The 22,190-nt window shown below is 59.9% G+C and carries 17 protein-coding genes; 6 read left to right on the top strand and 11 right to left on the bottom strand.

The genetic code is table 11. The features are described from left to right. Positions 1-348: 348 nt before the first annotated feature. From mfd to AC1RR7_RS00235, 3 genes are read left to right on the top strand one after another with little or no spacing between them, the layout of a single operon-like run. Positions 349-3,798 carry a transcription-repair coupling factor gene (gene mfd, locus AC1RR7_RS00245; protein WP_493155633.1) on the top strand — a complete coding sequence of 1,150 codons (3,450 nt, stop codon included), beginning with the start codon at positions 349-351 and terminating at the stop codon, positions 3,796-3,798. A gap of 10 nt (positions 3,799-3,808) precedes the next feature. After that, positions 3,809-4,375, top strand: a complete 567-nt coding sequence (locus AC1RR7_RS00240) for a CsiV family protein (RefSeq protein WP_096822086.1) — start codon at positions 3,809-3,811, stop codon at positions 4,373-4,375. An 11-nt stretch (positions 4,376-4,386) separates the two neighbouring features. Next, a complete protein-coding gene (locus tag AC1RR7_RS00235) occupies positions 4,387-7,077 on the top strand; it encodes a DEAD/DEAH box helicase (RefSeq protein ID WP_102621843.1) in 2,691 nt (896 codons plus the stop codon). Between the two features lie 42 nt (positions 7,078-7,119). On the opposite strand, the gene AC1RR7_RS00230 is transcribed toward AC1RR7_RS00235, so the two are convergent. The 3 genes from AC1RR7_RS00230 to AC1RR7_RS00220 form a co-directional block, all read right to left on the bottom strand. After that, on the bottom strand, positions 7,120-7,857 hold the full coding sequence (locus AC1RR7_RS00230) for an S-methyl-5'-thioinosine phosphorylase (protein WP_085733486.1): 738 nt from the start codon (positions 7,855-7,857) through the stop codon (positions 7,120-7,122). 12 nt (positions 7,858-7,869) lie between these two features. Then, on the bottom strand, positions 7,870-8,880 hold the full coding sequence (gene nagZ / locus AC1RR7_RS00225; RefSeq protein ID WP_102621844.1) for a beta-N-acetylhexosaminidase: 1,011 nt from the start codon (positions 8,878-8,880) through the stop codon (positions 7,870-7,872). Positions 8,881-9,038: 158 nt separating this feature from the next. Continuing rightward, positions 9,039-9,746 (bottom strand): TetR/AcrR family transcriptional regulator, encoded by a 708-nt coding sequence (locus AC1RR7_RS00220; protein ID WP_085686822.1) that lies wholly within the window; start codon positions 9,744-9,746, stop codon positions 9,039-9,041. 230 nt (positions 9,747-9,976) lie between these two features. On the opposite strand from AC1RR7_RS00220, the gene lexA reads away from it, so the two are divergent. After that, positions 9,977-10,585, top strand: coding sequence for a transcriptional repressor LexA (gene lexA / locus AC1RR7_RS00215; RefSeq protein WP_096822089.1), 609 nt, complete (start codon positions 9,977-9,979; stop codon positions 10,583-10,585). Between the two features lie 10 nt (positions 10,586-10,595). Then, positions 10,596-11,069: an SOS-induced cell division inhibitor SulA gene (gene sulA / locus AC1RR7_RS00210; RefSeq protein ID WP_096822090.1), complete on the top strand. Its 474-nt coding sequence runs from the start codon at positions 10,596-10,598 to the stop codon at positions 11,067-11,069. Positions 11,070-11,148: 79 nt separating this feature from the next. Here the strand turns inward: sulA and AC1RR7_RS00205 are convergent, their stop codons facing one another. The 7 genes from AC1RR7_RS00205 to AC1RR7_RS00175 form a co-directional block, all read right to left on the bottom strand. Then, a complete protein-coding gene (locus AC1RR7_RS00205) occupies positions 11,149-11,382 on the bottom strand; it encodes a hypothetical protein (protein ID WP_003226592.1) in 234 nt (77 codons plus the stop codon). Positions 11,383-11,488: 106 nt separating this feature from the next. Then, positions 11,489-12,013, bottom strand: coding sequence for a DUF6586 family protein (locus AC1RR7_RS00200; RefSeq protein WP_085733483.1), 525 nt, complete (start codon positions 12,011-12,013; stop codon positions 11,489-11,491). Between the two features lie 171 nt (positions 12,014-12,184). Then, positions 12,185-14,815, bottom strand: a complete 2,631-nt coding sequence (gene topA / locus AC1RR7_RS00195; RefSeq protein WP_096822091.1) for a type I DNA topoisomerase — start codon at positions 14,813-14,815, stop codon at positions 12,185-12,187. A gap of 114 nt (positions 14,816-14,929) precedes the next feature. Then, positions 14,930-15,166 carry a DUF1653 domain-containing protein gene (locus AC1RR7_RS00190; protein ID WP_007953059.1) on the bottom strand — a complete coding sequence of 79 codons (237 nt, stop codon included), beginning with the start codon at positions 15,164-15,166 and terminating at the stop codon, positions 14,930-14,932. A 99-nt stretch (positions 15,167-15,265) separates the two neighbouring features. Then, a complete protein-coding gene (gene fadA / locus AC1RR7_RS00185; RefSeq protein ID WP_085608206.1) occupies positions 15,266-16,441 on the bottom strand; it encodes an acetyl-CoA C-acyltransferase FadA in 1,176 nt (391 codons plus the stop codon). A 32-nt stretch (positions 16,442-16,473) separates the two neighbouring features. Further along, a complete protein-coding gene (gene fadB, locus AC1RR7_RS00180) occupies positions 16,474-18,621 on the bottom strand; it encodes a fatty acid oxidation complex subunit alpha FadB (protein WP_096822092.1) in 2,148 nt (715 codons plus the stop codon). 540 nt (positions 18,622-19,161) lie between these two features. Beyond that, entirely contained in the window at positions 19,162-19,599 is a 438-nt protein-coding gene (locus tag AC1RR7_RS00175; RefSeq protein WP_102621846.1) for a hypothetical protein, read from the bottom strand. Between the two features lie 103 nt (positions 19,600-19,702). On the opposite strand from AC1RR7_RS00175, the gene AC1RR7_RS00170 reads away from it, so the two are divergent. Then, positions 19,703-20,140 carry a universal stress protein gene (locus AC1RR7_RS00170; protein ID WP_047295289.1) on the top strand — a complete coding sequence of 146 codons (438 nt, stop codon included), beginning with the start codon at positions 19,703-19,705 and terminating at the stop codon, positions 20,138-20,140. A gap of 63 nt (positions 20,141-20,203) precedes the next feature. Here AC1RR7_RS00170 and AC1RR7_RS00165 read toward each other — a convergent pair whose 3' ends face one another. Then, complete coding sequence (locus AC1RR7_RS00165; protein WP_102621847.1) at positions 20,204-22,126, bottom strand: ATP-binding cassette domain-containing protein; 1,923 nt, start codon at positions 22,124-22,126, stop codon at positions 20,204-20,206. Positions 22,127-22,190 lie beyond the last annotated feature (64 nt).

Raw genomic sequence — 22,190 nt, 5'->3', positions numbered from 1 at the left:
GCAGAAAAAAGGGGCTACATTATGCCGCCGAGAAGCTCTCGTAGCAATGCGCGCTTGTCGCGCAAACGGTAACAAAATTCCGTCCAAAAAAATAACGCTCTCCGCCAGCCCAGTAAAACCGGGCCTTTCAGCGCAGTCAGTTTTTCGACGACTGTTAGACGATGTCTGTAACCCTCCGTAACACCGCCCACTTTCGGCACTACATAATCGTCAAAAAAGTGCTCGTTTTTATGGTTACCACTACATTTCGCTGAAACAGCGCAGATAGACGCAGTCTGCAACTGACAGGCGGCACCGGACGCCGCTACAATTACCGACTTTGTCGCAACGCCTGGAGCTCAACCTTCCGTGCCTGTTCTGCGTCTACCGCTTCTCCCTGCCGCGGCAGGTAAACAGCACTGGGGCAACCTCCCCGGTGCCGCCCTGAGCCTGGCCATTGCCGAGGCTGCCAGCGCTGCCAAGCGCTTCACGTTGCTACTGACCGCCGACAGCCAGAGTGCCGAACGGCTGGAGCAGGAGCTGAGCTTCTTCGCCCCGGATTTGCCCGTTCTGCATTTTCCCGACTGGGAAACCCTGCCCTACGACCTGTTCTCGCCGCACCAGGACATCATCTCCCAGCGCATCGCCAGCCTTTATAGACTGCCGGAACTGGAACATGGCGTGCTGGTGGTGCCGATCACCACCGCCCTGCATCGTCTGGCACCGACCAAGTTCCTGCTTGGCAGCAGCCTGGTGCTGGATGTCGGACAGAAGCTCGACGTCGAGCAAATGCGCTCGCGGCTCGAAGCCAGCGGCTATCGCTACGTCGACACGGTTTACGAACACGGCGAATTCACCGTACGCGGTGCACTGATCGACCTGTTCCCGATGGGCAGCAAACTGCCGTATCGCATCGATCTGTTCGACGACGAAATCGAAACCCTGCGCACCTTCGACCCGGAAAACCAGCGCTCCATCGACAAGGTCGATTCGGTCAAGCTGCTGCCGGCCAAGGAATTCCCGCTGCAGAAGGACGCGGTCACCCGCTTCAAGGCGCGCTTTCGCGAGCGTTTCGACGTCGACTTCCGACGCTGCCCGATCTTCCAGGATCTGAGCAGCGGTATCACGCCGGCCGGTATCGAGTACTACCTGCCGTTGTTCTTCGAAGAGACCTCGACCCTGTTCGACTACCTGCCCCAGGACACCCAGGTGTTCTCGCTGCCGGGCATCGAGCAAGCGGCGGAAAACTTCTGGAACGACGTGCGCAATCGGTATGAAGAACGCCGCGTCGATCCATCGCGTCCTTTATTGCCGCCAGCCGAACTGTTCCTGCCGGTAGAAGACTGTTTCGCCCGCCTGAAGAACTGGCCGCGAGTGGTCGCCAGTCAGCAGGACGTGGAAACCGGTGCCGGCCGTGAGCGCTTCCCGGCGCAGGCCTTGCCGAATCTGGCGATCGAAGCCAAGGCTACGCAACCATTGGCCGCGCTTTCCGCCTTCCTCGACGAATTCCCGGGGCGCGTGCTGTTCACCGCCGAATCCGCCGGCCGTCGCGAAGTGCTGCTGGAATTGCTGGACCGTCTGAAGCTGCGACCGAAAACCGTCGACAGCTGGCCGGACTTTGTCGCGAGCAAGGATCGCCTGGCGATCACCATTGCCCCGCTCGACGAAGGCCTGATGCTGGACGACCCGGCGCTGGCACTGGTCGCGGAAAGTCCGCTGTTCGGCCAACGCGTGATGCAGCGTCGCCGCCGCGAAAAACGCGCCGACGCCAACAACGACGCGGTGATCAAGAACCTCACCGAGCTGCGCGAAGGTGCGCCGGTGGTGCACATCGACCACGGTGTCGGTCGCTATCTCGGCCTGACGATTCTGGAAATCGACAATCAGGCCGCAGAATTCCTGACCCTCGAATACGCCGAGAACGCCAAGCTCTACGTGCCGGTGGCCAACCTGCACCTGATCGCCCGCTACACCGGCAGCGATGATGCACTGGCCCCGCTGCACCGCCTCGGCTCCGAGACCTGGCAGAAAGCCAAGCGCAAGGCTGCCGAACAGGTGCGCGACGTGGCTGCCGAGCTGCTCGACATCTATGCCCGTCGCGCCGCCCGCGAGGGTTACGCGTTTGCCGATCCGAAAGCCGACTACGCAACCTTCAGCGCCGGTTTCCCGTTCGAGGAAACCCCGGACCAGCAGTCCACCATCGAAGCCGTGCGCGAAGACATGCTCGCGCCGAAACCGATGGATCGACTGGTCTGCGGCGACGTCGGTTTCGGCAAGACCGAAGTGGCCATGCGCGCCGCGTTCATCGCCGTGCATGGCGGCAAGCAAGTGGCGATCCTGGTGCCGACCACCCTGCTCGCCCAGCAGCACTACAACAGCTTCCGCGACCGCTTCGCCGACTGGCCGGTAACCGTGGAAGTGATGAGCCGCTTCAAGTCGACCAAGGAAGTGAACGCTGCGGTGGCCGAGCTGGCCGAAGGCAACATCGACATCGTCATCGGCACCCACAAGCTGCTGCAGGATGACGTCAAGATCAAAAACCTCGGGCTGGTGATCATCGACGAAGAACACCGTTTCGGTGTCCGTCAAAAAGAACAGCTCAAGGCCCTGCGCAGCGAAGTCGACATCCTAACGCTGACCGCCACGCCGATTCCGCGCACGCTGAACATGGCGGTGTCGGGCATGCGCGACCTGTCGATCATCGCCACGCCGCCGGCGCGACGCCTGTCGGTGCGCACTTTCGTCATGGAGCAGAACAAGAGCACGGTCAAAGAGGCCTTGCTGCGTGAGCTGCTGCGCGGTGGTCAGGTCTATTACCTGCACAACGACGTGAAGACCATCGAGAAATGCGCCGCCGAACTGGCCGAACTGGTGCCGGAAGCGCGAATCGGCATCGGCCACGGACAGATGCGTGAACGCGAACTCGAACAGGTGATGAGCGACTTCTATCACAAGCGCTTCAACGTGCTGATCGCCTCGACCATCATCGAGACCGGCATCGACGTGCCCAGCGCCAACACCATCATCATCGAGCGCGCCGACAAGTTCGGCCTGGCGCAGCTGCACCAGTTGCGCGGGCGTGTCGGCCGCAGTCACCACCAGGCTTACGCCTACCTGCTGACTCCGCCACGCCAGCAGATCACCGGTGATGCGGAAAAACGTCTGGAGGCGATTGCCAATACTCAGGATCTGGGCGCGGGCTTCGTACTGGCCACCAACGACCTGGAAATCCGTGGCGCCGGCGAACTGCTGGGCGACGGACAGAGTGGGCAGATTCAGGCGGTCGGCTTCACGCTGTACATGGAAATGCTCGAGCGCGCGGTGAAGTCGATCCGCAAGGGCGAACAGCCGAACCTCGATCAACCGCTCGGCGGCGGCCCGGAAGTCAACCTGCGGGTGCCGGCGCTGATTCCGGAAGATTACCTGCCGGACGTGCATGTACGCCTGATCCTCTACAAACGCATCGCTTCGGCCACCGACGAGGAAGGCCTGAAGGATCTGCAAGTGGAGATGATCGACCGCTTCGGCCTGCTGCCGGAACCGACCAAGAACCTGGTGCGCATCACGGCGCTGAAATTGCAGGCCGAACAGCTGGGCATCAAGAAAGTCGATGGCGGCCCGCAAGGCGGACGCATCGAGTTCGCGGCGCAGACGCCGGTCGATCCGATGACCCTGATCAAACTGATCCAGAGTCAGCCAAAACGCTACAAATTCGAAGGCGCCACGATGTTCAAGTTCCAGGTGCCGATGGAGCGCCCGGAAGAGCGCTTTAATACTGTGGAGGCGCTGTTCGAGCGCCTCATCCCGAAAACTGCTTGAAGGACGCCGCATGCGCCTGTTTCGCTCTCTGACTTTGCTACTGACTCTGGTAGCACCCTCGGTGTTTGCCGACGACCTGTATCAGGTCGAAATGATTCTGGTGCGCCAGAACGCCGTGCCGGCCATCGTCAGCCGTGCCGCACCCGAAGACTGGGCCGCAGGCGCCCAACGCCTGGGCGATGACAGCAAGCGCACCACAGCGCTGAACGACGTCGCCACCAAACTCACCGCCAGCGGCGAGTACAGCGTGCTGATGCACAAAGCCTGGCAGCAGACACTGGGCGAGACGCCGGCGAAGGTCGCGGTCAGCGAAGGTCAGGAGCAGTTCGGCCAGTTCCCCATCGAGGGCACGATCGAAATGAAGCTCGGGCGCTTCACCGACGTGAACGCCGACTTCTGGGTCAACCAGATCGATGCCAACGGCATGGTCACCGCCAGCGAACGCCTGAAACAGGAAAGCCACACCAAAAACGGCCAGCTCAACTACCTGGACAACGGCCACCTGGCCCTGCTGATCAAGATCACTTCACTGACGGCGCCTGCGCCTCGGGAAGCGCCTGAAGTCGTACCGGACTGATTGAAGTCCTTATGTCCCCGCCTCTGAGTAAACCGCTGGCCTCCTCCTGGGTCAGCCGATTCAAGGAACAAAGCCTGGAGCGTGGCCGCCGCTACGCGCTGGAAAACCGGGTGCGGATCGTGCAGGTCGGCGATGCGACCATTACCGCCAGTTGCGAAGGCTCTGGCGGCAACATTTATCGTCAGACGATTCATCTGCGTGAGTCAGCCAAAGGCACACTGCTGATGGTCGACGCCACGTGCACCTGCCCGGTTCACAGCAACTGCAAACACTGTGCGGCGGTCTTGCTACAAGTGCAGGAAACCCTCGAATACCCCGCCGCCGCCAAAGACGCCGAACTGCTGGAAAAACTCCAGGCCGTCCTCGAAAACCGTAGCCCCAAGGCGCCGCCGCAAGTACTGGTGGACAACGTGCAACCGGTGCCGCGCCTGTGGCTGGCCAGTGTCGAGTTCAGCGCATTCGAGCCGCGCAACGGCAAGATGCAGCGCTACATCCAGCATCGTGCCGCGCTGTCTTTCAGCTACCTCGACGAATACGTCAGCGGCCAGAAAAACAGCGACATCCTGATTCGCCAGGAAGCACAGACCCTGCGGGTCAAACGCCATCCTGACGTCGAGCAAAGCTACCGCGAGCAACTGCGAATTCTCGGCTTTCGCATCGCCACCCGGCAGAGCAAAGCCCTGCCGGAAAGCGCGGGCGAACTCTATGAAATGGTCAATGACAGCGCCTGGCTGACGTTTACCCTGAACGACCTGCCGAAGCTGCGCACCCAAGGCTGGGAATTGCTGGTCGATGATGAATTCGGCTTCGACCTGACAGCCGTCGATGACTGGTATGCCACGGTCGAGCAGACCCCGGAACGGGACTGGTTCGATCTTGAGCTGGGCATCATCGTCAATGGCGAACGCCTGAGCCTGCTACCTATCCTGCTCAACCTGATGCGCTCGCACACGGAAATCCTCAACCCCGAACGCCTTGCCCGGCGACGGGACGACGAGTTGATTTTGGTGAACATCCCGCAACGCAACAGCGAGCACGGCCCCTTGCAAGTCGCCCTGCCCCTCGGCCGGTTGAAACCGGTGCTGGCAACGCTGGGCGAGTTCTATCTGCAAGAGCCGGGCGAAACCACCCTGCGCCTGAGCAAGGCTGACGCCATCCGCCTCAACTCGCTGGAAGGCATCCCCCTGCTGTGGGAGGGCGGCGAGCAGATTCGCAGCTTCGCCCAACGCCTGCGCGATATCCGCGACTACAGTGCCGAGGCGCCGGAAGGGCTGAACGCGACACTGCGGCCTTATCAGCTCGAGGGCTTGAGCTGGATGCAGTCGCTGCGGCAACTTGAGGTTGGCGGAATTCTCGCGGACGACATGGGCCTGGGCAAAACCCTACAGACCCTGGCGCACATTCTCAGCGAGAAAAATGCCGGACGCCTGGATCGCCCCTGCATGGTGGTGATGCCCACCAGCCTGATCCCGAATTGGCTGGACGAAGCGGCGCACTTCACGCCGCAGCTCAAAGTGGTGGCCCTGTACGGTGCCAGCCGCAAAAAACATTTCGAGAATCTGGCCGATTACGACCTGATCCTCACGACCTATGCGCTGCTGCCCAAGGATGTCGAGCGCCTCGCAAAGCAGCCACTGCATGTGTTGGTGCTGGATGAGGCGCAATACATCAAGAACCCGAACAGCAAAGCCGCCCAGGCGGCCCGTGAACTGAACGCCCGCCAACGCCTGTGCCTCAGCGGCACGCCGCTGGAAAACCACCTGGGCGAGTTGTGGTCGCTGTTTCACTTCCTGCTGCCCGGCTGGCTCGGCGACGTCAAAAGCTTCAACGCCGATTACCGTGTGCCGATCGAAAAACGCGCCAGCGAAGTCAGACTTCAGCACCTCAACGGTCGGATCAAACCGTTTCTGCTGCGCCGCACCAAGGAACAGGTCGCGACCGAGCTGCCGCCGAAAACCGAGATCATCCACTGGGTCGACCTCAACGAGGCCCAGCGCGACGTGTACGAAACCATGCGCCTGGCCATGGACAAGAAGGTTCGCGACGAGATCACCCGCAAAGGCGTGGCGCGCAGTCAGATCATCATTCTCGAAGCGCTGCTCAAGCTGCGTCAGGTCTGCTGTGACTTGCGCCTGGTCAACGACGCCACCCTGCCCGCTCGCGGCAGCACCTCAGGCAAGCTCGACAGTCTGATGGAAATGCTCGAGGAGTTGTTTGAGGAAGGACGGCGAATTCTGCTGTTTTCGCAGTTCACTTCGATGCTGTCACTGATCGAGGATGAGCTGAAAAAGCGCAACGTCGCCTATGCGTTGCTGACGGGACAGACTCGGGATCGGCGCACGCCTGTGAAGGAATTCCAGAGCGGCAAGCGTCAGATCTTTCTCATCAGCCTGAAGGCTGGCGGCGTTGGTCTGAACCTGACGGAAGCGGACACCGTGATTCACTACGATCCGTGGTGGAACCCGGCGACCGAAAACCAGGCAACCGACCGTGCATATCGCATAGGTCAGGAGAAGCCGGTATTCGTCTACAAGATGATTGCCCGGGGGACGGTCGAGGAGAAGATTCAGCATCTGCAGAAGGAAAAGTCTGACCTGGCGGCCGGCGTGCTGGATGGGCGCAAGGCCGGGGACTGGAAGTTGCAGAGTGATGATATCGAGGCGCTGTTTGCGCCGCTACCGGACAAGTTTGAAAAGCGCTGAGATCCTCAGCGCCTGTTCGTTCGAGTCACTCCGGAGCCAGACTCAGCCCTTGAGTACCCGCGCCAACGTCGACTTCACCTTGCCCATGCCGTCATGCAGCGCCTGCTCGATCTCGGCCATGGTGATCACCGCCGTGGTCTTGCCCGCCGCCGGGTTCACCACCAGCGACAGACAGGCGTAATCCAGATCCAGCTCGCGAGCCAGTGCCGCTTCCGGCATGCCGGTCATGCCAACGATATCGCAACCATCGCGCTCCAGACGCACGATCTCGGCCACGGTTTCCAGACGCGGGCCCTGGGTGCAGGCGTAAACGCCTTGATCGCTGTATTCGCAACCTTCGGCGGCCAACGCAGCAATCAGTTGCTGACGCAGTGGCTCGCTGTAGGGAAAGCTGAAGTCGATGTGCGTGACATGTTCCAGATCATCGGCGAAATAGGTGTGCTCGCGACCGCTGGTGTAGTCCACGATCTGATGCGGCACGCAGAAATGTCCGGTACCCATTGCAGGATGGATTCCGCCCACAGCGTTGACCGCAATGATTGCTTCAGCACCGGCCTGCTTCAACGCCCACAGGTTGGCGCGGTAGTTGACCTTGTGCGGAGGAAAGCGATGCGGATGACCGTGACGAGCGAGGAACAGCACTTCCTTGCCGGCGTATTCGCCAATCTGGACTTCGGCCGATGGCGCACCATAAGGTGTATCCACCGCCAGCGACTGACGAATGCTCAGACCTTCCAGCTGGGTCAGGCCGGTGCCACCGATGATTGCGTAAACCGTCATAGCGAAAAATCCTTAATCGATCAGTTGAGCGTCTTTGAGCGCGCCGACAGCGGTCAGCCAGCGCGGATCCTGACGGTATTCGGTGTTGGCAAACGCCTGACCGCGCATGCGCGCGATGCGTGGCGACGGCTTGACCTTCATGCGTTGCGCGGCGCTTAGGGCCAGCTCGGCGGCAGCGCGATCGTTGCACACCAGGCCCATGTCGCAACCGGCACTGAGTGCGGCTTCGATACGGCTGGCCGCATCGCCCACCACGTGCGCACCGGCCATCGACAGGTCGTCACTGAAGATCACGCCGTCGAACTGCAACTCGCCACGCAGGATGTCCTGCAACCAGCGCCGGGAGAAGCCGGCGGGCTGCGCATCGACTTGCGGATAAATCACGTGGGCAGGCATGACGGCGGCCAGTTGCTTGCTCAGCTTGGCGAACGGTACCAGGTCGTTGGCGCGGATCTCTTCAAGACTGCGCTCGTCGTTGGGGATTGCGACGTGAGAGTCGGCTTCCGCCCAGCCGTGACCGGGGAAATGCTTGCCGGTAGCCGCCATGCCGGCACTGTTCATGCCTTTGATGAAAGCACCGGCGAGCAGTGCTGCACGCTCCGGATCGCCTTCGAACGAACGAGTGCCAACCACGGCGCTGCGCTGGTAATCCAGGTCCAGCACGGGGGCAAAGCTCAGATCGAGGCCGACAGCCAGCACTTCAGTGGCCATGATCCAGCCGCATTGCTCGGCCAGATACTCGGCGTTCGGGTTGTCGGCAATGGCTCGCATGGCCGGCAGACGCACGAAGCCCTGACGCAGGCGCTGGACGCGACCGCCTTCCTGATCCACCGCCAGCAGCAGATCCGGGCGAATGGCACGGATCGCCGCGCTCAACTCACGCACCTGGCGCGGATGCTCGATATTGCGGGCAAAAATGATCAGGCCGCCCACTTCGGGCTGACGCAACAATTGGCGATCTTCGGCCGTCAGCCAGGTACCGGCGACGTCCACCATCAACGAGCCTTGCAGGCCAGCAGTCATAGAGATTCCTTGAAAACGAAAAACCCGTTGCCCACGAAACCACCACCAGGGGCATTGCCCGGCAGGTCGGTGATTTCAATGAGAAACGGGTTCAGAACGAGAGTCGGCATGGGCGGCTAGCTTAGCGGATGTCAGCTGCCGCGCCCACCCATGGACAGTTAAACCTTGGCAGGCGTCGGCGCCGATTTGCTGCGTGGTCGCAGCTGCGCGGTGGCCATCGCCGTGTCGGTGACGCCGGTTTCGGCACGCATGCCGGCCGCCAGAAACGGCACCATCAGACGCATCACCTGCTCGATGGAGGTGTTGACGCCGAAATCGGTCTCGGCAATCGCGCGCAACGCCTTGATACCCGACATGCTGAACGCCGCAGCACCAAGCATGAAGTGCACACGCCAGAACAGTTCGATAGGAGGAATGCGCGGGGCGGCTTCGTTCACCAACAACATGTAGCGGCGGAATACCTTGCCGTACATATCTTCCAGATAACGGCGCAAGTGGCCCTGGCTCTGGCTGAATGCAAGTCCGAGCAAGCGCATGAAGATCGACAGATCGTTACCGCTGCGTGGCTGTACCACCAGTGCCTGCTCGACGAGGATTTCCAGCAGCTCCTCAAGCGAAGGCTTGTTCTCCGGCTTGGCCTGACGCCGCTCCAGCTCTTTATCGAGACTGATGCAGAACGGACCGAGGAAACGCGAGAAGACTGCCTGGATCAGCGCCTTCTTCGAACCGAAGTGATAGTTCACCGCAGCGAGGTTGACCCCTGCCTTGCTGGTGATCAGACGCAATGAGGTTTCGGCGAAACCTTTTTCCGCGAACAGCTGTTCTGCAGCATCAAGAATGCGTTCAACGGTTTCCGACTGGGCCATGGCTACTCCGCCTGACAAACACTTGTTTGAAACATACGTTTCAGCCTATGCCTTGTCAAGCCTGCCAGTTCGTTTTGGGAATGGTCGGTCAGGTATTTAACCACAACAAGGACGCCACATTAATCGACGCCGTCACTGACCGTCCGGCGGCCTGGCAAAAAACGATCATTGCCAAGACCGACTCACTGTATATAATCCCAGTCACTGTATAAAAAGACAGAGCGATCAATATGATTAAGCTGACGCCACGCCAAGCCGAGATTCTGGCCTTTATCAAACGCTGCCTCGAAGACAACGGCTACCCGCCGACCCGCGCGGAAATCGCTCAGGAACTGGGGTTCAAATCCCCCAACGCCGCCGAAGAGCACCTCAAGGCGCTCGCCCGCAAAGGCGCGATCGAGATGACCCCGGGGGCCTCTCGCGGCATTCGAATCCCAGGCTTCGAAGCCAAGGTTGACGAATCCACCCTACCGATCATTGGCCGCGTGGCCGCCGGTGCACCGATTCTCGCCCAGCAACACATCGAAGAGTCCTGCAATATCAACCCGGCCTTCTTCCACCCTCGCGCCGACTACCTTTTGCGCGTCCACGGGATGAGCATGAAGGACATCGGTATTTTCGACGGTGACCTGCTGGCGGTTCACACGACCCGGGAAGCACGCAACGGTCAGATCGTCGTCGCCCGGATCGGCGACGAAGTGACGGTCAAACGCTTCAAGCGCGATGGCAGCAAGGTCTGGCTGATCGCCGAAAACCCTGAGTTCGCCCCTATCGAAGTCAACCTGAAAGATCAGGAACTGGTGATCGAAGGCTTGAGTGTCGGCGTCATCCGCCGCTAAAGGAGGCTTTATGCAGTTCCCACACGCACCTCAGCAAACACAGCTGCCGTTGTTCGAGGCATTTCTGGCGCAACCACTGGCCCCCATCCTCAAGGATGTAGCCGAGCGCCCATGGAATGTCGAACCCGAAGCGTTCAGTGAACTGTCGCTGCGCGGCGCGGCCGGGAACTGCCTGAACCTGCTGGCACCGATTCTTCGCGAATTGAGTGATGACCAGGACGCACGCTGGCTGACCCTGATCGCGCCACCGGCGAGCCTGACCCAAACCTGGTTGCGGGATGCCGGATTGAATCGTGAACGCATCCTGCTGTTGCACCCGCGCGGCACACAGAGCGCTCAGCAATTGGCTTGCGAAGCCCTGCGCCTGGGTCGTAGCCATACGGTGGTGACATGGTTGAACCCACTCAACTCAGGCTCACGCCAACAACTGATCAGCGCCGCCCGCACCGGGGACGCTCAAAGCCTGAATATTCGACTGGGCTGACTGCATGCGCGCTACTTCGAGCGCGGGGCTTCTCAAGGGATAGAGAAGCCGAACCGAAGGGATAATCGACGGGCGGTGCTCAATGAAGAACCCGCGGCCCCTCTTCCTTATCAAACTCGCCTTCAACCATTCGACCGGCCATTTGCACGCCGACGCTCAGCATCGCCTTGGCAATTTCAACGTGTTGGCCCTGCAGAAATGCCTTGGCATCCTCGGAGAAATCCAGAGTTACCAGAGAACCCTCGTCCTCGGCCCTGCGCAGTTCGATTCGGCCGTCTGGTAGCTCGACAATTTCTAGAAAGGACGTTGGCATATGGGTCTGTTCTCCACGAAAGGCAGGGATTATATAGAGATCGTTCAGGATTCGCTCAGGATCTTGACCAGCAGCACGCATCTCGTCGCCGCCAGCCAGGAAGCCATCAGCACTCGTTCAAGCCTTCACGGAAACGGATGGCCAGACCCTTCAGGTTCTGCCGCCAGCTCTCCAGCTCTTCACGACTCAATTCTTCGGGCGCCTGCTCTTCATCCAGATTAACCGCCTGAATCAGCGGCTGGGTCACATCACCCTTTGGCTTGTGTGGCACACGTGGTGGCTGAAACAGCGCCGAATGCGCGGCCAGCAATTTAGCCAGCCAGGTTTCCGGATTACCCGCCAACTCAACCATCTCGGCCAACTCCGGAATGGCAATCGACTCCAGCACTTCACGCGTCAGCAGCGTTTCAGCTCGCGGCGCATTGGCCTGCGGCAGCCTGTAGAACCCGGCAATTTCGTGACATAACCCCAGCAGCGCACCATAGAGATGGAACAACGCCGATTCGCGCCCGGCCTGAATCAGCGCCAGCGAATTCATCGCCCGCCCCTCTTCGGCCCTGGCCAGCGCTTCCAGCGACAGACCCGCGAAATAGATCTTCTGATTGGTACGGGTATAGAGTTCGTGGGCCATAGCGGCACTCTCCACAACGAAATAATTGCTTCACACAGGCCGGACAGTGTCATGGATCAGCCGATCCGACCGCAAGCTTTAAACAAAAAGGCCGCATGAAAACCCGAAGGTTGTCATGCGGCCTTTTGTATTGAAGGCGCCTGATCAGCGCACCTTCAGATCAGCGTTTGCTCAAGCCTTGGCTTTTGCCGGACGCTTGTCTTCAACGGTCCACTTGCCACCGTCGAAGAACGCTTTCCAGCCAGTCGGCTTGCCGTCGACTTCGGTCTGGACGTATTGCTCCTTGGTCTTGCGGCTGTAGCGAATCACTGCTGGCAGACCATCCGGATCCTTCTGCGGCGCTTCGCACAGGAAGTGGTACTTCGGATCAATCTCATCCTTGTGCGGCAGAATCTCGATCACCAGCGGAGCACGGGTCTCACGGTTTTTCGGGAACTGACTGGCCGCCAGGAACAGTCCGGAAGCACCGTCACGCAGGATATAGGTGTCGTTGACCTTCTCGCATTTCAGCTCAGGCATTTTCACCGGATCCATCTTCGGCGGCGCCGCGTCACCGCTCTTCAGCAGTTTGCGGGTGTTCTTGCAGGTCGCGTTGGTGCAACCGAAGAACTTGCCGAAACGGCCGGTCTTGAGCTGCATCTCGCTGCCACACTTGTCGCACTCCAGGCTCGGACCTTCGTAGCCCTTGATGCGGTAGCTGCCTTCTTCGATTTCATAGCCGGCGCAATCCGGGTTGTTACCGCAGATGTGCAGCTTGCGCTTTTCGTCGAGCAGGTAAGCGTCCATCGCCGTGCTGCAGATCGGGCAGCGATGCTTGCCGCGCAGCACCAGGGATTCCGATTCACCCTCGTCGTCCGCAGCGATTTCATCGCCCGGCACCAGGTTGACGGTGGCCTTGCAGCGTTCTTTCGGCGGCAGGCTATAGCCCGAGCAACCGAGGAACACGCCGGTAGAGGCAGTACGAATCTGCATCGGACGGCCGCAGGTGGTGCACGGAATGTCGGTCATTACCGGCTGATTGGCGCGCATGCCGGCTTCCGGATTCTCGGCTACTTCAAGTTTCTTTTTGAAGTCACCGTAGAACTCGTCCAGCACGTTTTTCCAGTCGCGCTCGCCCTGGGCCACGTCATCGAGGTTTTCTTCCATGCCGGCAGTGAAGCCGTAGTCCATGAGGTTCGAGAAACTCTCCGACAGACGCTCGGTGACGATGTCGCCCATCTTTTCCGAATAGAAACGGCGGTTATGCAGGGTCACGTAACCGCGATCCTGAATGGTCGAAATGATCGCCGCATAGGTCGAAGGACGGCCAATGCCGCGCTTTTCCATTTCCTTCACCAGGCTGGCTTCCGAGTAACGGGCCGGTGGCTTGGTGAAATGCTGGGTCGGATCAAGCTTGATCAGTTTCATCACGTCGCCCTGCGCCATGTCCGGCAGGACATCGTCGTCGCCAGGCTTGGCGATTTGCGGCAGAACGCGGGTGTAACCGTCGAACTTCAGGATACGGCCCTTGGCACGCAGCTCGAAGTCGCCAGCAGCCACGCTGACGGTGGTCGACAGGTATTGCGCCGGCAGCATCTGGCAAGCCAGGAACTGGCGCCAGATCAGCTCGTAGAGGCGCTCAGCATCACGCTCCATACCCGCGAGCTTGCTCGGCGTGGTGTTGGCGTCGGAAGGACGGATCGCTTCGTGAGCCTCTTGTGCGCCTTCCTTGCTGCTATAGACGTTCGGCGACTCCGGCAGGTACTTCTTGCCGAATTCGGTTTCGATGTAATCGCGCGCCATCGTCACGGCATCAGCCGAGAGGTTGGTCGAGTCGGTACGCATATAAGTGATGTAGCCAGCTTCGTACAGACGCTGAGCCATCATCATGGTTTTCTTCACGCCGAAGCCCAGGCGGTTGCTCGCGGCCTGTTGCAGGGTGGAAGTGATGAACGGTGCCGACGGTTTGCTGCTGGTCGGTTTGTCTTCACGCTTGACGATGCTGTAGCTGGAGGATTTCAGCTTCTCCAGCGCAGCCATGGCCTGAGCTTCGTTGAGCGGCTTGAAAGCTTCGCCCTTCTCACGCGCCACTTCGAAACGCACGGTCGAACCTTTGGTGGTGCCGAGATCGGCATGCACTTCCCAGTATTCTTCCGGATTGAACGCGCGAATCTCGCGCTCACGCTCGACCACCAGTTTCACGGCAACCGATTGCACACGACCGGCGGACAGGCCACGAGCGATCTTGGCCCACAGCAGCGGCGAAACCATGTAACCCACGACGCGGTCGAGGAAGCGACGAGCCTGCTGGGCGTTCACTCGATCGATATCGAGCTCGCCCGGCTCCGAGAAGGCTTCCTGAATCGCTTTCTTGGTGATTTCGTTGAACACCACGCGCTTGTAGCGGCTGTCGTCACCACCGATGGCTTCGCGCAGGTGCCAGGCAATGGCTTCCCCCTCGCGATCCAAGTCGGTTGCGAGATAGATGGTGTCAGCATCCTTGGCGAGCCGGCGCAGCTCCTCGATGACCTTTTCCTTGCCCGGGAGGATCTCGTACTTGGCTTTCCAGCCATGATCGGGATCGACACCCATGCGCGAAACGAGCTGTTTACGTGCCTTTTCCTTCGGCGAGAGCACCGGTCCTTCGCCCGCGGCGGCCTTGCCGCGCTTGGCGGCAGGCTCCTTGCTGGCGCTAGCCGAACCGCTGGTGGGCAGGTCTCGGATATGGCCGATACTCGACTTCACCACGTATTGGTTGCCCAGATACTTGTTGATGGTCTTGGCCTTAGCCGGGGATTCCACAATGACCAGCGATTTGCCCATGGATCAGAAAATTCCTGAATTCTAGAAGTGAAAGGCGGTTGGCGCCTGACGCGGCACCGCTATATATAGTGGCTACAAGGTGAGGTCAAGCGCAGGGTTTTGCGCGCACTCGCCTTATGGCTTCGAAAAAAGGCTTGGTTCGGCTTGCACCAAAGCAAAGCGCGGGACCTGCTCGCCGTCAACTTCGACGGACTCCAGGAACATGCTCAAGGGACGTACCCAAAAGCCGTAATCGCCATACAGGGCTTGGTAAAAGACCACTTCTTCTTCGGTCTCGGAATGCCGCGCAACACTGAATACGCGGTACTGCGGACCTTTGTAATGTTGGTAGAGCCCAGGTTGTATCGGCACGCTTCGGCCCTCACTCAAATTTTTTCAAAATAAATACAAAAATAAATCCGCAAAAACAAAAACCGGGGCACTTGGCCCCGGCTTCCATCGACGAGACGCTTAAACGCGTTCGAAGACGGTGGAGATGCCTTGGCCGAGGCCAATGCACATGGTGGCCACCCCGAAGGTGCCGCCATTCTGCTTCATCACGTTCAGCAAGGTGCCGGAAATACGGGCACCGGAGCAACCGAACGGGTGACCCAGGGCGATCGCGCCGCCGTGCAGGTTAACCTTCTCGTTCATCTTGTCGAGCACTTTCAGGTCTTTCAGCACTGGCAGAGCCTGTGCGGCGAACGCTTCGTTGAGCTCGAAGAAGTCGATATCGTTGATACCCAGGCCGGCACGTTTCAGTGCTTTCTGAGTAGCCGGTACCGGACCATAGCCCATGATCGCCGGATCCACACCTGCCACTGCCATCGAACGAATCACGGCCAGAGGCTGAATGCCCAGGTCCTGTGCACGCTGCGCCGACATCACGATCATGCACGAAGCACCATCGGTGATCTGCGACGAAGTACCGGCAGTCACGGTGCCGCCCTTTGGATTGAACGCCGGCTTCAGAGCCGCCAGGCTTTCCAGGGTGGTTTCCGGACGAATGGTTTCGTCGTAGTCGAAGGTTTTCAGGAAACCGTTCTCGTCATAGCCCTGCATCGGGATGATTTCGTCCTTGAACTTGCCTTCCACGGTTGCCTTGTGGGCCAACTGGTGGGAACGCACGCCAAAGGCGTCCTGCTGTTCGCGAGTGATGCCGTGCATCTTGCCGAGCATTTCAGCAGTCAGGCCCATCATGCCCGAGGCTTTCGCCGCGTACAGGGACATGTGCGGGTTCGGATCGACACCGTGCATCATGCTTACGTGACCCATATGCTCGACGCCGCCAACCACGAACACGTCACCGTTTCCGGTCATGATCGCTTGCGCAGCGGTGTGCAGCGCGCTCATCGACGAGCCACACAGACGGCTGACGGTCTGGCCGGCCGAGGTGTGCGGGATCTGGGTCATCAGCGACGCCATGCGCGCGATGTTCCAGCCCTGCTCCAGGGTCTGGTTCACACAGCCCCAGATCACGTCCTCGACTTCGGCAGGATCGACCTTGGCGTTGCGTTCCAGCAGTTTGCTGATCAGGTGCGCCGACATGTCTTCAGCGCGGGTGTTGCGGTGCATGCCGCCCTTGGAGCGGCCCATCGGAGTACGACCGAAGTCGACAATCACGACGTCTCTTGGATTCAAGCTCATAAAATTTCACTCTCGCTCAAAAGTTGGGACGCTTAACCGAAGAACCGTTGGCCGGTTTTGGCCATTTCACGCAGCTTCGCGGTCGGGTGGTAGAGCGCGCCCAAATCAGCGTACTGGTCGGCCAGGGCAACGAACTCGGCAACACCGATCGAATCGATGTAACGCAGCGCACCGCCACGGAATGGAGGGAAACCAATACCGTAGACCAGACCCATGTCGGCTTCGGCAGCGGTTTCGACGATGCCGTCTTCCAGGCAACGCACGGTTTCCAGGCACAGCGGGATCATCATCCAGTTGATGATGTCTTCGTCAGTGACTTCACGCTGCTCGTAGACGATCGGCTTGAGCACTTCCAGTACCGACGGGTCGGCGACTTTCTTCTGCTTGCCTTTCTTGTCGGCCTCGTAGGCATAGAAGCCCTTGCCGTTCTTCTGACCCAGACGCTTGGCTTCGTAAAGCACGTCAATGGCCGAACGACGGTCGTCCTTCATGCGATCTGGGAAACCTTCAGCCATCACGTCACGACCGTGGTGGCCGGTGTCGATGCCGACCACGTCCATCAGGTATGCCGGGCCCATCGGCCAGCCGAATTTTTCCATGATCTTGTCGATACGGACGAAGTCCACACCGGCGCTGACCAGCTTGGCGAAACCGCCGAAGTACGGGAACAGGACGCGGTTGACCAGGAAGCCCGGGCAGTCGTTGACGACGATCGGGTTCTTGCCCATTTTCTTGGCGTAGGCAACGGTGGTGGCAACAGCCAGCTCGCTGGACTTCTCGCCACGGATCACTTCCACCAGCGGCATCATGTGCACCGGGTTGAAGAAGTGCATGCCGACGAAGTTTTCCGGACGCTTGAGGGCCTTGGCCAGCAGGCTGATGGAAATGGTCGAGGTGTTGGACGCGAGGATGGTGTCCTCTTTGACCTTGTCTTCGACTTCCGCCAGAACGGCTTGCTTGACTTTCGGGTTCTCGACTACAGCTTCAACGACCAGGTCAACGTGACCGAAATCGCCGTAGGACAGCGTAGGACGAATACCGTTGAGCACTTCAGCCATTTTCGCGGCGGTCATGCGGCCTTTATCAACGCGGCCGACCAGCAGCTTGGCGGCTTCCGCCAGACCTTGCTCGATACCGTGCTCGTTGATGTCCTTCATCAGGATCGGCGTACCTTTGGAGGCCGACTGATAGGCGATACCGCCACCCATGATGCCGGCGCCCAGTACGGCAGCCTGCTTCACGTCCTTGGCAATTTCGTCGTAGGCCTTGGCCTTTTTCTTCAGTTCCTGATCGTTCAGGAACAGACCGATCAAGCTCTGCGCGGCAGAGGTCTTGGCCAGTTTCACGAAACCTGCGGCTTCGACTTCCAGCGCCTTGTCGCGACCGAAGTTCGCGGCTTTCTGGATGGTCTTGATCGCTTCGACCGGGGCCGGGTAGTTCGGGCCGGCTTGGCCAGCCACGAAACCTTTGGCGGTTTCGAAAGCCATCATTTGTTCAATGGCGTTCAGCTTGAGCTTTTCCAGCTTCGGCTGGCGCTTGGCCTTGTAGTCGAACTCGCCGGAGATGGCGCGTTTGATCAGTTCAAGGGCCGCGTCCTGCAGTTTTTCAGGAGCAACCACGGCATCGACAGCGCCGACTTTCAGCGCGTCTTCAGGACGGTTTTCCTTGCCGGCGGCAATCCACTCGATAGCGTTGTCGGCACCGATCAGGCGCGGCAGACGCACGGTACCGCCGAAGCCCGGGTAGATGCCCAGTTTGACTTCCGGCAGACCGATCTTGGCCTTGGTGGACATGACGCGGTAGTCCGCGGCCAGGCACATTTCCAGACCGCCACCCAGGGCGATGCCGTTGATCGCGGCGACGGTCGGAACGTTGAGGTCTTCGAAATCGCTGAAGATCTTGTTGGCTTCGAGATTGCCAGCAACCAGCTCGGCATCCGGCAGCTTGAAGTTGTCGACAAATTCGGTGATGTCGGCGCCGACGATGAACACGTCCTTGCCACTGCTGACGATCACGCCCTTGATCGAAGCATCTGCCTTGATGGTGTCTACGGCCTGACGCAGTTCGTTCAGGGTAAGACGGTTGAACTTGTTGACGGACTCACCCTTGAGGTCGAATTTCAATTCGACGATGCCACTTTCAAGAGCTTTAACCGTGATGGCTTTACCTTCGTAAATCATCAACTGATCTCCACGATATGGAAGCTGAACAGTACACGTCGGACGCAGGCGAATGGCTCGGCAGGACGCTTTTTCGTCAATGCTGACACCAATCCACCCGGCACACCCGCCAACGCGATAGTCGGGATTCTGTAGGAGCAGTCTGCAATACAAACGCTCAATTCATACGCCCGTTTGATTTGGGTACGCCACCTTCACGGAATTTCCGACAATTGTCAATCGCCCTAAATACGGGTTGAAATGCGACTTTGCGGTCATTTCTGTAAGACGCAGCCCGCCAACACATGCTTGCATGTGAGGGCATTCATAAGATTAATAGTTAGAAAAGTCGCCCTAATTCGCCGCAGGCCTTGTTTAACAGGCTACGCTGGCTGGACTACGAAGGAAAACAGGCGCAGATTTGCTGACCGGACCTGACCGGATCAACGCCAAAAAGAATTTCCGGCCTGCCTGGCCAACCCCGCCCGATGAATCATGTCGGGCTTTTTATTGCTCGTCTGCCGGACGTTTCGCACCGTTGCAGCGCGAAAAGTCCGCGAGTCATGCCAGCGCTTTCAGCGTGGCATCAATCTCCAGCAAAACCGCCGCTTCGCCTTTCTCGCCCCAATAGAGCGCGATCATCTGCTTGTCGGCTTCAACCTTGAAAACGTTGCCCGGCAATTTCTCGAAATGATTCAGCAGAAGCGGGTCTTCACAGGCTTCCTGCCACTGATTGACCCACATGCCCGGGGATTTCTGCCAGTACGTCCAGCACACCGGCTGCTTGCTGCGCCGCGGCCGATGGTATTGCGCACACGGATTGGGCGGCTCCTGAGACAGCCAGTGCGGCCACTCCTGAGGCGCCAGCTGCATGGCCAGCCCGATGCGCCGGGCCTCCGTGCGCAAGGCTATCCGGCCACTCTGTGCACGCGACGGGCGCAACCACGCCAGGGGGCTCAACACCACCAGCAGGATTGACACCACCAGCCAGACCGTCATATCTCTACTCCCGAATCTTGATGAGCCCATTGCGTCACTTTGGAACCAATGCGCTTGAAACCAGCCATACTTAACAATATTGATCCCTCACGAGGAGCACCTCATGCCCTACCACCATATCCTGGTCGCCGTAGATCTGACCGAAGAGTGCGACCCTGTGATCCACCGCGCCCGAGAGCTGTCGGTGAGCAATGGCGCCAAGCTGTCGCTGGTGCATATCGTCGAACCGATGGCCATGGCCTTCGGGGGTGACGTGCCAATGGATCTGTCACAACTGCAACAACAGCAGTTCGATCAGGCCAAGGAGCGCCTCGAGCGCCTGAAGCACAAATACACCGAACTGGAAGGCTCCAACTGCCACCTGACCTATGGTCAGCCACGCCAGGAAATCCACCATTTCGCCAAGGATCAGGAATGCGACCTGATCGTGGTCGGCAGCCATGGCCGGCACGGCCTGGCGCTGCTATTGGGCTCGACCGCCAACGATGTCCTGCACGGCGCGCCTTGCGATGTGCTGGCGGTGCACCTGGTCAAACGCTGATCCGATCTACAAAAAGCCCGGCGTCCATCACTGGACGCCGGGCTTTTTTATGACCGGAAGCTATCAGGCGTCCAGCTCGGCCCAACGCTCCACCAACGCATCCAGCTCAGCCTGCAACTGCTCCAGCGAAGCAATGACTTTGGCCGTTTCGGCCGGCGGACGCTGGTAGAAACCGGCTTCAGCCATTTCAGCCTCAACAGCAGCGATCTGCTGCTCCTTGGCGTCGATGTCGCCCGGCAACGCTTCCAGCTCGCGCTGAAGCTTGTAGCTCAGCTTCTTCTTCGCAGCCGGGGCCGCAGCAGCAGGCGCGACGACCGGAGCCGGCTCGGCAGTGACCACCGCCGAATTCAGGTCAGCCTTGCCGGACTTGCTTTCGGTCACGCCCAACAGACGCGGCGAACCGCCCTGACGGATCCAGTCCTGATAGCCACCGACGTATTCGCGAACCTTGCCTTCACCTTCGAAGACCAGGGTGCTGGTCACCACGTTGTCGAGGAATGCCCGGTCGTGACTGACCATCAGCACAGTGCCGTTGAAGGTCAACAGCACTTCTTCGAGCAGTTCGAGGGTTTCCACGTCCAGATCGTTGGTCGGTTCGTCGAGTACCAGCAGGTTCGCTGGCTTGCTGAACAGTTTGGCCAGCAACAGACGCGCACGCTCGCCACCGGACAACGCCTTCACCGGCGTACGGGCGCGCTGCGGGCTGAACAGGAAGTCGCCGAGGTAGCTGAGCACGTGGCGGCTCTGGCCGTCGATATCGATGAAGTCGCGACCTTCGGCGACGTTATCGATCACGGTCTTTTCCAGATCCAGCTGATGGCGCAACTGGTCGAAGTAGGCCACGTCGATCCGGGTGCCCTCTTCCACCTTGCCGCTGGTCGGTTGCAGACCGCTGAGCATCAGTTTCAGCAGGGTGGTCTTGCCGGTACCGTTGGCGCCGAGCAGACCGATCCGGTCGCCGCGCTGCAGCACCATGGAGAAATCGCGAATCAGGAACGGACCGCCCGGATGCGCGAAGCTCACGTTATCCAGCACCATCACCTGCTTGCCGGACTTCTCTGCGGTATCCAACTGGATGTTGGCCTTGCCGGTGCGCTCGCGACGCTCACTGCGCTCCACGCGCAGGGCTTTCAGCGCACGTACGCGGCCTTCGTTACGGGTACGACGAGCCTTGATGCCCTGACGAATCCACACTTCTTCCTGGGCCAGACGCTTGTCGAACAGCGCGTTGGCGGTTTCTTCGGCAGCCAGCGCAGCTTCTTTGTGAACCAGGAAACTGGCGTAGTCGCCGTTCCAGTCGATCAGGCCGCCGCGATCCAGTTCGAGGATGCGGGTAGCGAGGTTTTGCAGGAAGGAACGGTCGTGCGTGATGAACAGCACGGCGCCCTGGAAATCCTTCAGTGCTTCTTCAAGCCAGGCAATCGCACCGATGTCCAGGTGGTTGGTCGGTTCGTCGAGCAGCAGCAGATCCGGCTCTGACACCAGCGCCTGTGCCAGCAGCACACGACGACGCCAGCCGCCGGACAACTCGGCGAGGGTCTTGTCGGCTGGCAGTTGCAGGCGGCTGAGCGTGCTGTCGACCAGGGTCTGCAAGCGCCAGCCATCGCGGGCTTCGAGGTCGTGCTGGACGTGCATCAGCTTGTCCAGATCGGCGTCGGTGACGATGTTCTGGCTCAGGTGATGGTATTCGGCGAGCAAGGCGCCAACGCCGTCGAGGCCTTCGGCGACCACGTCGAACACGGTCCGCTCGTCGGCCACCGGCAATTCCTGCGGCAATTCACCGATTTTCAGACCGGGGGCACGCCACACCGAGCCGTCATCAGGCTTCTGGTCGCCCTTGACCAGTTTCATCATGCTGGACTTGCCAGTGCCGTTGCGGCCGATGATGCACACCCGCTCACCACGGGCGATCTGCCAGGACACCTTGTCCAACAACGGCATCGCGCCGAATGCAAGGGACACATCGCTGAATTTGAGCAGGGTCATGAGCTTCTCCAAAAACCGGGCGCGCATTCTACCTGAATCGGGACCCGAGCAGGCCGGCAATTTC

It is taken from the genome of Pseudomonas sp. GW821-FHT11G12 (assembly GCF_058808055.1).
This window is presented reverse-complemented; position numbering and strand designations above follow the sequence as displayed.